Annotated in this window: 9 protein-coding genes and 1 pseudogene; 8 read left to right on the forward strand and 2 right to left on the reverse strand. The window is 45.5% G+C overall.

The window, feature by feature from the left end; all coding sequences use genetic code 11:
• Positions 1 to 773 precede the first annotated feature (773 nt).
• On the reverse strand, positions 774 to 1,295 hold the full coding sequence (locus tag C8R34_RS08890) for a hypothetical protein (RefSeq protein ID WP_110339931.1): 522 nt from the start codon (positions 1,293 to 1,295) through the stop codon (positions 774 to 776).
• A 622-nt stretch (positions 1,296 to 1,917) separates the two neighbouring features.
• Here C8R34_RS08890 and C8R34_RS08895 point away from each other — a divergent pair.
• The 5 genes and pseudogenes from C8R34_RS08895 (at position 1,918) to C8R34_RS08910 (ending at position 12,382) form a co-directional block, all read left to right on the forward strand.
• Positions 1,918 to 3,645, forward strand: coding sequence for a SulP family inorganic anion transporter (locus tag C8R34_RS08895; protein ID WP_110339933.1), 1,728 nt, complete (start codon positions 1,918 to 1,920; stop codon positions 3,643 to 3,645).
• A 31-nt stretch (positions 3,646 to 3,676) separates the two neighbouring features.
• Positions 3,677 to 3,886, forward strand: a pseudogene (locus C8R34_RS17005) (hypothetical protein); the annotation flags it as partial.
• A gap of 85 nt (positions 3,887 to 3,971) precedes the next feature.
• Complete coding sequence (gene ilvA, locus C8R34_RS08900; protein ID WP_110339935.1) at positions 3,972 to 5,483, forward strand: threonine ammonia-lyase, biosynthetic; 1,512 nt, start codon at positions 3,972 to 3,974, stop codon at positions 5,481 to 5,483.
• 169 nt (positions 5,484 to 5,652) lie between these two features.
• Positions 5,653 to 7,761 carry a methyl-accepting chemotaxis protein gene (locus C8R34_RS08905; RefSeq protein ID WP_110339937.1) on the forward strand — a complete coding sequence of 703 codons (2,109 nt, stop codon included), beginning with the start codon at positions 5,653 to 5,655 and terminating at the stop codon, positions 7,759 to 7,761.
• Between the two features lie 40 nt (positions 7,762 to 7,801).
• The gene (locus tag C8R34_RS08910; RefSeq protein ID WP_110339939.1) at positions 7,802 to 12,382 is read left to right on the forward strand and encodes an Hpt domain-containing protein; all 4,581 of its coding nucleotides are present in this window, start codon (positions 7,802 to 7,804) and stop codon (positions 12,380 to 12,382) included.
• 1,044 nt (positions 12,383 to 13,426) lie between these two features.
• Here the strand turns inward: C8R34_RS08910 and C8R34_RS08915 are convergent.
• Positions 13,427 to 13,648, reverse strand: a complete 222-nt coding sequence (locus C8R34_RS08915; protein ID WP_110339941.1) for a C4-dicarboxylate ABC transporter — start codon at positions 13,646 to 13,648, stop codon at positions 13,427 to 13,429.
• Between the two features lie 254 nt (positions 13,649 to 13,902).
• On the opposite strand from C8R34_RS08915, the gene C8R34_RS08920 reads away from it, so the two are divergent.
• The 3 genes from C8R34_RS08920 (at position 13,903) to C8R34_RS17265 (ending at position 14,874) form a co-directional block, all read left to right on the forward strand.
• Positions 13,903 to 14,133 carry a hypothetical protein gene (locus C8R34_RS08920; RefSeq protein WP_110339943.1) on the forward strand — a complete coding sequence of 77 codons (231 nt, stop codon included), beginning with the start codon at positions 13,903 to 13,905 and terminating at the stop codon, positions 14,131 to 14,133.
• Between the two features lie 175 nt (positions 14,134 to 14,308).
• On the forward strand, positions 14,309 to 14,566 hold the full coding sequence (locus C8R34_RS16465) for a hypothetical protein (RefSeq protein ID WP_165872544.1): 258 nt from the start codon (positions 14,309 to 14,311) through the stop codon (positions 14,564 to 14,566).
• Positions 14,479 to 14,874 (forward strand): C-type lectin domain-containing protein, encoded by a 396-nt coding sequence (locus C8R34_RS17265; RefSeq protein ID WP_110339945.1) that lies wholly within the window; start codon positions 14,479 to 14,481, stop codon positions 14,872 to 14,874. Before C8R34_RS16465 ends, C8R34_RS17265 begins: the two co-directional genes overlap by 88 nt.
• The last annotated feature ends 175 nt before the right edge of the window (positions 14,875 to 15,049 follow it).

Genomic DNA, 15,049 nt, shown 5'->3' on the forward strand with positions numbered 1-15,049 from the left:
TTGTGTAATTAAATTCACCGGTTTTGGCAAGCTTACTGCAATTTCTCGCAAATTTAACGAGAGTTACTGAAACCAAAGCCGTGCGCCAAAGAGTGATAATTTATTCCGCCAATGGCTGTACGAACTGGTTAGCGCGAATGGACTGGTTTTTTTCATCGCAGCATCGTGGCCGCCTGCGATTGAGCCTCGTCTGGTAGCTAGATTACTGTATCTGCAACACACCTCTGCCCTATCGGATGAAGAGATAGGAATAGTCATTGGTCCAAGCTATTATGGCAGTGCAACCGTCCCGGCTTGGGATCAAAGCCTATCACCGCAAACTCAGGCTCAGTATCACTGTGCGCAGCTGAAGCGAGATATTCGGCGGCGCAGAGCCATCAAACTGACAATCGGGCATATAAAAAAGATGGGAGCTTTCGCAGAAACTGGCTGCAAGGCACAGAAGGCGATACCTTTTATGCCATGCTCTGCGGTTGCGAACACAGCCTGCGGATGATTTTGAGGAGGCTGCGGTTTCTTCTTACTTAATTCTCATGCAATTATGTCGACCACCGCAAGACAAGCATCAAACTATTCATCGACTTATGATCACATTTTCATAAAAAACAAATTAATCATAGCAGACTGGTTAGCGCCAACGTGGCAGGTTTCTTGTGGCATGCCGCCACCGAGTTGATCGTAAGAATTGCTATACTATTTTTAATCCATGTATAGGCATTCTGTACGGCTCGGGTTGAATGATGTTCCTAATATTTGTTGCAAGGAAATCTGTTTTAATAGGCTTTGCCTTCCACCACCAATGGAATCATTTCGGAAATCTCATAACGGGTAAGAGCTCTGATTTTATTTTCTATTTGAATATAGCGAACTGTTTTTACACCGGAAAGAACCTTGGCAATTTTGGGAATATAAGATTGTTTCAATTGAATTTCTGCTAACTCTACTTTAATTGCCTCGTCAAGTAATTGCCTAGCTTTCTCGTTTGTTACGGTATTAGTATTATAGACTATCGCATATTCATTGAGTAACTTAGCCAAACGATCGTTGATTTTTTGTAAATCCTTTTGGTAGTTATCATAAATTGGCCAAAAATTCTTTGCATCGGCATCTGTTAAATCCATATTTTCTGCAACTAATAATTTTTTATCGGCAGCAATTTTTTCTTGCAGAATTTTCATATTCTCATCTGTGCTTTCTGCAAAAACAGTGGATGCCGTAGTTAATGCGATCAGTACAAAAACTAGAATTGAAGAACTAAGGCTTATTTTATTCGTAGTTAAAGAAATTATTTTCATTATCGATTGCTCCTAATTTTTGTATTAAAAACTTCAGTGGTCTGCCAGCTTGAAGCGATTTAGGTTTTCCGGAAGCTATTAGGTTTGAAATCAAACTGCATCAGCTAGCTCCTTCAGTTGGCGATAATATGTTATTTTGGATTCAGCCGGTAGAATATTTCCAATCGATTCCAATAAACTGATGATTGATCAATTCGTTAATGGTCTTGCTCACTTAATGTCATAAGGGCCTCATTGCTATCGATAAGAATTCAGTATTGAAGTTGATGCTTCTGTTGGCAATATCGATGATTCTTGTGATAATTTGCTTGCTGAAACGACTAACGGATTGTAGAAGACAGAAGTCATTCCGACATCGCAGCTCTTGGCGCAACATTGATAATAGGTTGTGATTGGTTCAACAATCGCCGACTTGTTGGAGTCGATTGGAAATATTCCACCGGCTGAATCCAAAATAACATATTATCGCCAACTGAAGGAGCCAGCTGATGCAGCTTGACTCAAACACAAAAATCTCCAGAAAAGCCGGGACGACTCATTCAACTATTATATTAAAATAAGAAACTCAGCTAGTTACGATGGAGTGCTTTATTAATAGATCTACCGTAGTTTTATAACACCTGTGAAAAAAGAATTTCCCAAATTACCCTTCTTTAAAATTGGTCAAGCTCTGTTACCAATCAAGATTCCTCAAGTTCCAGCTGAAATTATTGCCGGATTTACGCTCGCTGCTTTAGCGATACCAGTGAATATAGGGTATTCAAATATTGCCGGTACTCCGGTTATCACCGGACTCTACACAATGCTTCTGCCGGCACTATTGTTTGCACTGGTGGGAGGATCACGTTTATTAGTAGTCGGTGCAGATTCGGCGACGGCAGCCATTCTTGCTGCCGGTCTCATTGGTATTGCGAGCACCGGAACTGATGAATATTTGGCGCTCGCTGGAGTTCTTGCTCTTATGGTTGCAGCTTTTATGATTTTGGCGCGAATTATCGGTTTAGCTTTCTTGGCCGATTTCTTGTCACGGTCAGTGCTTATTGGTTTTCTGACGGGCGTAGGCATACAAGTAGCATCGGGGCAGATCTCAAACATGCTGGGCTTCCAAGGAGGAAGTCATGGAACGCTACAGCAAATCTGGCTTGATATACAGCAAGTTGATCAGATCAATTACAGCGCACTGGGTGTTGCGCTAGCAGTACTCATGTTTATCTTAGGCACAAAAAAGATCTCGGAGCGCTTTCCTGGTGCTCTGGTCGCCATCATCGGTGCCATAACTGCAAGCTGGATTTTCAACTTTGGTGCTTCTATGCATCTTGTCGGTTCTATTCCAAGTGGCCTACCTCATTTCTCATTGCCGCAAATTAATTGGAGCTGGGATCTTATTCATAAGCTCTTTCCTATCGCTTTTTCTATGTTTCTCGTTGTCCTTGCCCAAAGTGTTGCGACTTCACGTATTTATGCTGCACGTCACAATCAGTCGCTCGATCAGAACGCCGACCTGGATGGTTTGGCGCTAGCGAATATCGGTGCTGGTTTATCCGGAACGTTTGTAGTGGCCGGTAGCCCTACGAAAACCCAAATTGTGGATAACGCAGGCGGTCGTACTCAGCTAACACATCTAGTATCGGCTGGCGTCGTTATATTGGTTTTGCTCTTTCTGACCGAGCCACTGGCTTACATGCCTGAATCTGTCTTAGCAGTCATTGTTTTTTTGACAGGGATTAATTTGATCAAATTCCGTAAAATGATGGATATCTTTCAAGAACAACCATCGGAGTTCTGGGTAGCAATCATTACGATGCTAATGGTCGTATTTGTTGGGATCGAGCAAGGCGTTCTGCTAGCAATGGCACTTTCGCTCATCGAACATACTAGGCACGGTTACCGACCAAAAAATATCGTACTAGAGTATACCGAAGACGGTCGTTGGGTTACTCACCCAGTAGCCAGTAAAATTCAAGCTGTTCCAGGACTAATGATTTACCGTTTCACGCACAATGTCTATTACGCTAACGCACCACAACTATCCAGAGAAATAGAAGCGCTTATACAGGTCCAGAATCCACCATTACGCTGGTTTTGTATCGATGCTTCCGCAATTTCTAATGCAGACTATACTGCGATAGAAACTTTGAAGTCTCTTTCCAGTTTGCTGAGAAAAAAAGAAATTCGTTTGGTCATTTCTCAAATGCAAAACGATCCCGATGAAGATATGCAACAAAAAATACTAAAATTATTTGGGGAAAACGCCTTTTTTAATACATTGGATGATGTTGTCGCTGCATACCTGTTAACCAGCATGAAGAATCAATATAGCCAACTGAGGCATGCAGAACTTCATAAATAAGCTATAGACTTTTGATCACTCCCGTCATGGACTGGCAAACGACAATCGCTTTCGTAGGAACTGGCTCTGCACGGAAGGCGATGCCGTTTATGCCATACTCTGCGGTTGCGTACACAGCCAGCGGATGATTCTGAGGAAGCTGCGGCTTCTTCTCGCCTTAATTCTCGTGCGCTTGTGCCCGACTATCAGCAAAATAAAATTGTTCAGAGCAGACGAAGTAGCGATACCCACATCATGGTAACAAAACTCATATCATCCTTGATCGTGATAAAATCCCCTTTCCAGTTCCGGATTAGACTATTGCCTGGATTTACCCACTTCCCGCTATGAAAAACAATTACCTTGAAAGAATACTGACCGCACAAGTTTATGATGTCGCGATCGAGAGCCCGTTGGATCATGTCGTCAACTTATCCGGGCGCATCCATAATCAGGTGTTACTAAAGCGAGAAGATTTGCAGCAGGTTTTTTCATTCAAGTTGCGCGGCGCGTATAACAAGATGATCAAGTTGACACCTGCGATGCGTAACCGTGGTGTCATTGCCGCTTCCGCCGGCAATCATGCGCAGGGTGTGGCGCTGGCTGCCAGCAAATTGAACTGCTCCGCCACCATCGTGATGCCGGTTACCACGCCGCAAATCAAAGTGAACGCAGTCATGGCGCGGGGTGCCACGGTCGCATTGCACGGCGATTCATATAACGATGCTTACGAACATGCGATCACACTGGCTAAAGATGAGCAAGTCACGTTTGTTCATCCATACGATGATCCGGATGTCATCGCTGGCCAAGGCACCGTCGGCATGGAAATTTTGCGCCAGCATACAGGTCAGATCCATGCCATTTTTGTGCCGATTGGCGGCGGCGGATTGATCGCCGGCATAGCGGCTTATGTGAAACGGCTTTACCCAAAGATCAAGATCATCGGTGTCGAGCCGGTCGATTCGGATGCTATGTACCGTTCATTGCAAAGCGGCCGCCGTATCAAGCTGGCGCAAGTCGGTTTATTTGCTGATGGCGTGGCAGTGCGACATGTCGGCAAGGAAACTTTCCAATTATGCCGCGAGCTGGTCGACGAAGTGATTCTGGTCGATACCGATGCCATTTGCGCCGCAATTAAGGATGTGTTCGAAGATACCCGCACGATTCTGGAGCCTTCCGGCGCACTTGCGGTGGCCGGCGTCAAAGCCTATGTTGCGCGCGAAAATATTTTGCATAAAACGTTGGTTGCCATTGCTTCCGGCGCGAATATGAATTTTGACCGCTTGCGCCATATTTCTGAGCGCGCGGAAATCGGCGAACAACGCGAAGCGGTGGTGTCGGTAACGATCCCGGAAGCACCGGGCAGTTTCAAGAAATTCTGCAATTTACTGGGTGCAAAAAGCATTACTGAGTTTAACTACCGCTATGCCGATCCGAAAGTGGCGCATGTTTTTGTCGGCGTGTCGGTACGCAATCAGGAAGAAACGCAAAAAATGATCAACGAGCTCAGGCAGAGCGGTTTGGCAACCGAAGATCTGAGCAACAATGAAATGGCCAAACTGCATATCCGCCATTTAGTCGGCGGGCACGCCCATGAAGTAAAGAATGAGATTCTGTATCGCTTTGAATTTCCGGACCGCCCCGGCGCACTGATGAATTTCCTCAACAACATGAGCCACAACTGGAATATCAGCCTGTTTCATTATCGTAATCATGGCGCCGACTATGGTCGCGTGCTGATCGGCATCCAGGTTCCCCCCGAGGAAAAATCCAACTTCAAAGCGTTCCTGAATCAATTGGGCTACCGTTATTGGGACGAAACCAAGAATCCCGCGTATCAATTATTCCTCGCATAAGTTCAGCGGTCCGCTGGAAATATCAACACCTAAAAGACATCTGTTTCCAGGTCTTATTCTGTTTTTGACTACCAGCTATAGCGGCTATGCTACGGCCTGATGACACTCAAGTTATTGTGTCAAAGGTATTCGAAGTTCAAATAAGCCGCTATTGTGCCTGGAGAAACCGATGGAAGAGCCTTTTTCTAAATTTAGACTAACGACGGGTATCGCCGCAATCAAAACAAACTTGCCGGTTATTACACTACCGGTGAAGAAGAATGTCTCAAAGCACGCCATCCTGCCGGATAATAATTGGATATCAGGCGCCGCGCTGATGCTTCTCATGTTGTTTTTGTTGATCGCAGTCAGCATCAGTGAACAAAAAACTAGGCAAAGCGCTACACAATCCGCGCTGATTTCACAGCTACAGATACAGCATTTGCAGCTACCAAGAACTGCGCAACAAGCACTCAGCGGCAGCGCCACTGCGTTTAAACAGTTACAAGACAATCAATACCAGCTCAATCAGTACCTCACGTTACTATTTCAGGGCGGCATCTATCGCCATGAAAAAATTTCACCGTTATCCGATCTTACGCTTTCTTCAAACCTGGAGGCCTATCATAACAACTGGCAGCTTGCGGCCAAAAAAATTGATTGGATTCTGAGTCATCAAGAATCTCTGACTAAACTGGCCGGAAGTACGCGAGTAATCATCACTACCCATAGTCATCTAACCAAGCGCATCGAAGCACTAATCAGCCGCATGATAGAAATCGGGAATCTGTCGCACGAGATCAAAACGATAGAAAGCATCAGAATTCATGCACACAGCGCGTCAAGAAATATTCAGGCCATTTTTCCTAACGAACTATTACTGGCTGAAATCTCTGCGCAACTCGCTCAGGATCACGCACAAATCTCAACCATTATACAAATCCTCAGCCAAGGTAGTAATGGACTGGGGGCAGCCTCAGACAAAGATGAAACCATTCAGGATTTACTGTCGCACGTGTACGCGTTGATGAGAAAATTCGATGATCATCTGAATATCATTGAAAAGGAAATTGCACCGGCCATGGCGGCGCAATCGGCCGTTCATCAAATCATGGACAACAATGATGCGACGCTGGATATGATCAAAGAATTTGACCATGCAGTCCAAGCACAGGCCACGCACACGGTATCTTTACTCAATAACCTGATTTATGCCTTGAGCGCAGGATTGATCATTACCGCTATCTTTTTCGCCAGATCGTTACGTCAGAACGTGCGCAAACAAGAATTAGTGAGTCGAAATGAAATTGAAACAGCGCGCAGAGCCATTCAGACGCTGCTCAACGACATGAAAAGAATCGCCGATGGCGATCTGACCGTGCGCACGGACATCACCCATCATATGACCGGCGCCATTGCCGACGCCATCAATTGCACCATCGAAGAATTACATACGCTGGTGGAGCAGGTGAATCAGGCAAGCGCACTGGTTGTTCGCGCATCCAACCAAGCGCAACAGGTTTCATCCGGCTTATTAACCGCTGCACAACAACAATCCGCAAAAATTGAGGAAACCACCATCGCCGTGTTGGGCATGACTGGATCCATCACTGAAGTATCGGATATGGCGACGGAATCCGCCAAAGTCGCCAAACAATCGCTGGCGACTGCGGAAAAAGGCACGCTTGCGGTACGTGAATCCATCACCGGCATGAATGAAATTCGCACCTTCATTCAGGATACTTCCAAGCGCATCAAACGCCTGGGAGAAAGCTCACAGGAAATCGGTGAGATCGTTGCGTTGATCACCGATATCACCGAGCAAACCAATGTACTGGCATTAAACGCAGCACTCCAGGCCACCGCTGCCGGTGAAGCAGGACGAGGCTTTACTGTCATTGCGCAGGAGGTCCAGCGCCTGGCCGAGAAATCAGCAGAAGCGAGTAAACAAATCAGTGAATTAATCATCACCATCCAGGGTGATACACAGGATGCCATTGCCGCGATGGAAAGAAGCACGCTGGGCGTGATGCAAGGCGCTAAACGCTCCGATGCGGCCGGACGGGCTTTGGAGGAGATCGAGGGAGTATCGAAACAACTGGCGCAACTGGTTACCAATATTTTTGATGCCACTAACGTCCAAACGCGTTCAGCACATCAGGTTGTCGCCAACATGGAAGAAATCCTTCACATTACCCGGCAAAATACCGAAGGAACCCGGCAAACCACAACATCCGTTAAACAAATCACAGGTTTCGCATCCGAGTTAAAAGCTTCAGTATCTAATTTTAAAGTCTAATGCTATTTTCAATCTGACTATTGATTGATAGTATTCAATAATGAGCGCCCAACCAAAACTTAATATTGCTTCGATTATCGGAATCAAGGAGGGGATTTATCAAGTCTTCTCTTTGATTGATCAAAACTTGGATGCATATAGCCAGCATCCGGACAAAATTAACCCGCTCAAAGATTGCAAGAACTACATTCATCAGTTGGATGGCTTGCTTGAAATGCTGGGACTAAGCAGCATTACCGTCGTCAGCGAGAAAATGGAGCAAGTCATAGAAGCACTCCTCACTAAGAAGATTGCGCCTAATCCACAGATTTGCGATGCACTGAAGCAATCCAATAAAGCATTACTCTACTATTTGAATGAGCTCATCGACGGTAAAGAAGAAAATCCGTTGCGCTTGTTTCCGACTTATCGCAGTTTGATGCAGGTTTATGGATTTGAGAATGCGCCCGAAAGCGATCTGTTCTTTCCTCGGCTAACAGTCAGCCCGGCATTGAAAGCTGAAGCAGCACATATTGATGCAGCGGTAGCAAAAATTCTGGCCAAGCAGATAGGCACTGAATATCAGGCCGGATTGCTCAAGTGGCTAAGGGATCCATCGAATAAAGATGGCTTGCAACAAATGGCTAATGCGGTCAATCGCATTGAAGAATTTCCTGGAACCACCGAAGAGCGCGCGTTCTGGTGGGTAGCCGCCGGTTTTCTGGAAGATCTACTGCTGCAGGAAAGCAATCAAATCGATCTTTCCATCCGCCGCCTATGCGGAAAAATTGAACAAACCATCCGCCATCTTGCCGCCGAAACGCCTAGTAATACTGCGATGCTCATGCGCGAACTGCTCTATCACATCGCCCACAGCGAATCGACCAGCCAACGCATCACCGACATCAAACACAGCTACGCGTGGCCAGGCCAGACAGCAGATACAAACACGTTAACACTGGAGCAAGCGGAAAACTTGCAGCCCATCCTCGATAGGTTGCGTAGCACGCTGATGCAAACCAACGATATCTGGCGTGAGTTTTGTGCGGGGCATCAGGAAAGTCTGGTTTCATTACTGGAATACACCGACTGGCTCGGGCATCTGGCGCAGCAAACTGAATGTGTGCCATTAGGAAGATTAATCAATGTCATCGGCGATACCGTCGCTTATTTACATGATCAACCTCAAGATACGAGCGAAGAGTTGGCAATGGAAATGGCCACGGCATTATTGTTGGTTGAAAGTATCATCGATGACTTTCACAATTTACCCGCGGATTTACCGCAACAGATCGACACGCTCGCTTCCCGTCTGCATCAAATCACGGTAGACAATCGAGGTAATGAGTTACCGAATAGGCCGGCATTCAATGCAATCGACAGCAGGACGCAGGAAAAAGAATTATTGGCACAAGTTGCCCAAGAAATTCTGACCAATCTGAAGCAAATCGAAAATATTCTCGACAAATTCTTTTTTGAGCCTTCCCAACGCTCCGAGCTATCTGCGCTTTCAGCCTTACGCAAACAAGTTTCCGGCGCGCTGGTCATGCTGGATTTGGAGCGCGCCAATACGTTATTGGATCTCTGTTGGAGTCTGCTGGAGAAACTGCTGGAACCCGACTATGAAATTGCCGAAACCGAACAAATCCTGCTGGTGGATGGGTTAAGCAGCCTGGCTTTCTTCATCGAAGCGTTCAGAAGCGGGCAACCTGACAGCTACCAGATTATCGAAGAAGCCATCACGTTATTCGAAATCGCAATGATTCCTGGCAGCGCGCGGCTACCGACACCAGCAATCTCTGCTGAGCTTGTTAAAACGACAAAAACCGCTACACAACCCATCGAGGCGGCAGATACAGCCATCGATCCAGAACTACTCGATGTTTTCCTGGAAGAAGTCGACGAAGTGTTGGCAAGCATCGACAGTAATCTACACAACTATCAAAACAATCCCGCAGATCCACACGCACTTGCTGACTTGCGGCGAGCCTTTCACACCCTCAAAGGCAGTGGCCGCATGGTCAAGCTGGATGACATGAGCGAAGTGGCCAGTCGCGTGGAACAAGTTCTCGAGCACTGGCTCACTGAAAACAGGCCTGTTTCCACACAGCTCATCGAGCTAATCGCCCATGCACATCGGGCCTATGAGCAGTGGTGCAAAAACTTGCGCGAACACGGCGCCGCAAAGATTGATGCCGATGAATTGCTGCAATTAACACAACAACTGATTCTTGAGAAAGAAACTGTACATCCAGTCACGCAACCGCAAGCTGAGGTCATCAAAGAAGCTGCCATTGCAGCGTCACTTGAAGCCCTACCTGAACAACAGGCAGTGCCGACAAAACCACTGCCAACCGAAGTAAGCGCAGCCCCCATACCATTTGCACAACTTATTGTGGATGCGCAAGACGAAATCAATCAAGAGTTACTCCCGGTATTTCTTGAAGAAACCCAAGATATCATTCCACAAATTGGCGGTAAATTACGCGGTTGGCGCATGTTGCCACGTGATGAGGATATTCAGCACGCGTTATTGAGGCTGCTGCATACGTTGAAAGGTAGTGCCCGCATGGTAGGTGCCTTGCAGTTAGGTAAATTGATTCATGGCATGGAAAGTCATGTCGAATCGGCTTTCTGTGCACACGATATTACTGATTCTGCATTGGATCAACTGGAAACCGAGTTTGATGTCATCAGTGGCAAGATTGAGCAACTGCAAGGCAATACAACGCTTCCGGCTACAACCGAACAGGCTGCAATTGATATGCCAGCCGACACGGTCACACCAACATCTGACAAAACAGAGTCGCTGCAAGCCAAAACTATTGTGCGCATTAATGCCGAATTGATTGATCGTCTGGTGAATGATTCCGGCGAAGCCAGTACCCTACGTTCAAAAATTGAAGCGCAGCTCAACAATTTCAAGCAATCATTGCAGGATCTTACCGAAAGCACCCACCGCCTGCACGACCAGTTACGCGAAGTTGAAATCCAAGCGGAAACACACATGCAATCGCACCTCGCGCAGCAGCATGACGAGCATTCGCTGGATCCGCTTGAATTTGATCGTTTCACCCGCTTCCAGGAATTGACGCGGCTGATGGCTGAAAGTGTTGACGACATCATCACGGTGCAAAAAAGCTTGCGCACCACGCATCATGTCGCCGAAGAAGCTGTTGCACAACAATCTGTGATCAATCGCCAACTCCAGCAATCCCTGTTGCAGATTCGTACCATACCCTTTAGTAATTATGCCGAACGTTATTATCGTATTGCCCGGCAAGTGGCGGAAGACATGGGTAAAAAAGCCAATTTGGAAATCCAAGGCGCGGACGTTGAAATCGACCGCAATGTGTTGGAAAAAATTAACCCGCCCCTGGAGCATCTATTACGTAATGCCATCGCCCATGGCATTGAGGAACCGGCACAGCGGCTGCAGGCAGGAAAGCCTGAAACCGGGCAAGTAACCGTTCAATTGCGCCAAGAAAGCAATGAAGTGATCATCACCCTCAGTGACGACGGCGGCGGTCTGAATTTGCCGCGCATCCGCGAGGAAGCACAACGACTCGGTCTGGTTCAAGAAAATGCAACGCTTGATGACGACAAGATCATGTCATTCATCTTCATGCCTGGCCTATCCACGACAGATTCCATCACAGGAATTGCCGGCCGCGGCATCGGCCTGGATATCGTCAAGAATGAAATTGCCATGCTGGGTGGCCGCATCAGTGTCAATTCCGTTGCCAGCCACGGTACAACCTTCACGATCTATCTGCCGCTCATGCTGTCTGTGGCACAAACACTGATGGTACGCGCCGCAAAACAAGTCTATGCAATTCCTGCTTTCATTGTTGAACATCACCGGGAATTGGATCCGGATACGCTAAAAAAAGCCTATCAAGACCATCGCATTGCGTTTAATGGAAAAACTTATCCATTCTCCCACCTATCCCATCTGTTAGGCGAATCCGATGATCATATTCCGGAAATCACCAAACACAGCCAAGTGCTGTTCCTGCATAGCGGCACCCAATATCTTGCCATCCATGTGAATGAACTAATCAGCAGCACCGAAGTAGTGATCAAAAACACCGGCGCGCAGCTTGCACATGCCCCAGGTGTCGAAGGCGCTACTATCGCCGGCGACGGCGAAATCATTCTGATCCTGAATCCGGTCAAATTGTTGCAACGCAACGACGTACAAAAAATTCTCAACACACCTGTTGCCAAATTGACAGCTGCCACTCAAAAGAAATCGACGAAAACACCCACCATCATGGTGGTGGATGATTCATTGACCGTGCGCAAAGTCACTTGCCGTCTGCTGGAACGCGAAGGCTGTGACGTGCTGGTCGCCAAGAATGGTGCAGAAGCAATGGAAATAATTCAGGAAACCATTCCAGACGTCATGCTGATTGATTTGGAAATGCCTAAAATGAATGGCTTTGAACTCATAAAAAATGTACGCGCCAACCCGCAAACAGCCAAAACCCCGATCATCATCATCTCATCACGAACCGCGGAAAAACATCAAAACATCGCCAAGGATTTAGGCGTTAATGTGTTTTTAGGTAAGCCTTACAAAGAGAATGAATTGTTAAAGCATTTGTCCGGATTGATTAAAAGCTTTGAAACTTCATAATCAAATGATGTGCCTGAACTGAGGCCATTTTAGTGTCTCCTTAATTGAGTGAGCTAGATTAATATCTCTCTCAATTTTTGGTACTAAAAATGACCTCAGTTCAAAACTCAGCTAGTCAACGATACGCTCCAGATGGCTATCGGGAAACGTAAACTTGACAAAGGCTTGTTATAACATACCCACCTGGGTAGCCAATATGCATCAAAAAATCACCGACATTTACTAAAGCAGCATGGTATAAGTCAAAAGGGTGATTGCTGAAACCATGCCGTATCAGAAAGCTTCTTTCATACCTTAAAAAACCGAATTAATCCGTCATTAAATGTCTCATTCTCGGAAAAAAGCTAAACATGAATATATCGGAGTGTTTTACAACCGAGAGCGATTACATTCAGCTAATGGATATATCACCACTGACTTCGGGTTACAGCAGAATGCTGCTTAACTTTGTGTTCAGATAAGTATTTGTGACACATCATGACGAGCTGGTCAATGTGCCGTGTGGTTAAAAACCACTTCGATGAGTCTGTCAGGCAGTTCTGATGGGGGTTAATTAGCTGTGAAATATATCAATGGCAGCCAATGACACCCGAAAGAAACGTTGATAGATATCCAACGCACTGCACGGTTTTACTATCTGCAGAAGCTGACATTCAATGGAAAGGTCTCTGACTAGAACTTTGAGACAGCAATCGTCAGTGCACCGCGCTTAAACTTGCTGAGGATCGATGAAGATTTAGGTCGATCGCACCTGCGGTTATCAAGAACCTATATAGAATACTTGAACTGACGGGAGTACATCAAAAAATACGATAGGCTTCACACCCTGTTTTACACCGGGATACGGAAAGTTATGGCGTAGGCTTCGGATGAGAACAATACGACCAGATGGTTGAACTGGTCACGGAAACAACGGAAATCACTTATACGATAGGTGGAGCCGAACGGCTTGCTCGTCGATCCGAGCTGATAATTGGAACTTCTAAGAAATATACCCCCGCCGCAAGCGATGGGGGTACCTGAATCTATATGATTTAAGAATTATTATGCAGTGACTTTTTTCAAAGTATGGCGCACTTTAGTTTTGGATGGGCCAAATCCCGTAATACCCAGATAGACTAGATAAAGGACGGCTCCAAGAATAATATCGGAAGCAACCCATTCCATCAGAGTTGACGGCATTGGTAATTCAAACACAGACAGCATCCCAAAAACAACGCCACTAATAATTACTACCGACATAAAAAGCACTTGAAATGTTTTCATGAGAATATCCTTTACATGAGTTAATTAATAATATGAAAAAGTTTTGTAAACATATGATATCACCATTCACAAAAAGTTCACAATATATTTACAATTTATTCACATACTGGATAATTTCAATAATACCTAGATCTTGATACAGATTTATGCAAAGTAAATTGTTTTTGTAATGATTGACTTGGGTGTAACGACAGAGAAAAAAGATAATCGCTATTGAGTATTTTGCATTCCAATTCCAACTAATTTCGATTCCAATGAATATAAAAGGTAATAAATGCGTCAATCGGCGTGCAAAACTTACCGGTGTACCGGTAGAGAAGCTGATTGAGATACAAAACGCGCTTTTCATGATGTGGATGATTGAAGTTGATGATTATCTTCAAATTGAATCCAGCTATGAAATCCCGATTAGTTTACGTATTAAACCTGGCGACGAAGCCAATCCCTCATTAATTGAATCGTTAAGCAAGATACTCAGTAAATAAAACCCACCAGAATCAACCATAAGCGATTATCCTTCAATAGCCTAGGCGTTTCATTAATAAGGCTATCTATCGTCAGTACATCTCAGCATATTTTCTTGTAACATCAGACTCAGCAGTTTATTATCTTTATCCCGAGCTTTGTTATTTAATAAAACAAGTTAAAGGAGAAGATGATATGAAGAAATCATTAAACAGTTTAGTAACAATAATAATCTTTTTATTCTCTACTAGCGCAATGACGACACCCATTCAATGGGGTAATACAGGGCATTGGTATGAATTTATTGATACTAATGTAATGTCGACCAAGCATTTTCTCTCGCCCGCAGTTCATCATTTAACGGTATGGAAGGGTATCTTGCGACCATCACAAGTGCAAGTGAAAATTGGTTTGTATCAAATAATATTGCGGGAGGATCTGTTGCTTGGTTGAGTGGTGCTGGAGGAGGATCTCACACGACTAGTTGGACATGGCGAGATGGACCAGAATCAAGAGGTATTGTACCTGGATTTTTTACATACACGAATTGGGCAAATGGAGAGCCAAGAGATTTTATAGGGGAAGGTTATCTTCGCACTAACTGGACTGGCATAGGTCTTTGGGGTGCGGCTCCCCATAATTTAACGAGTGGATATGTTATTGAATATGGTTCTTTTCCTTCTCCTGTCCCTGAGCCTTCTACTTACCTGATGCTGCTAGCTGGACTGGGATTGCTGGGATTTGCTGGGCGTAGAAGTTAAATTACCTCCGGCAGAGCCGGAGGCTTATCGCTGGAGCCCATCAAAGGAGCTGCTTGCGAGCCGCTGAAGCGGCACCTACATGTATTAGTTCCGACTTGATCTGACACATCACTTGCAAAAGTGAGAGTTACCGGTTTTGATAAAGGTATCGAATCTCAATCAAAACAAAAGAGGT

This window comes from Nitrosomonas sp. Nm84 (assembly GCF_003201565.1).
Taxonomy (GTDB): Bacteria; Pseudomonadota; Gammaproteobacteria; order Burkholderiales; family Nitrosomonadaceae; genus Nitrosomonas.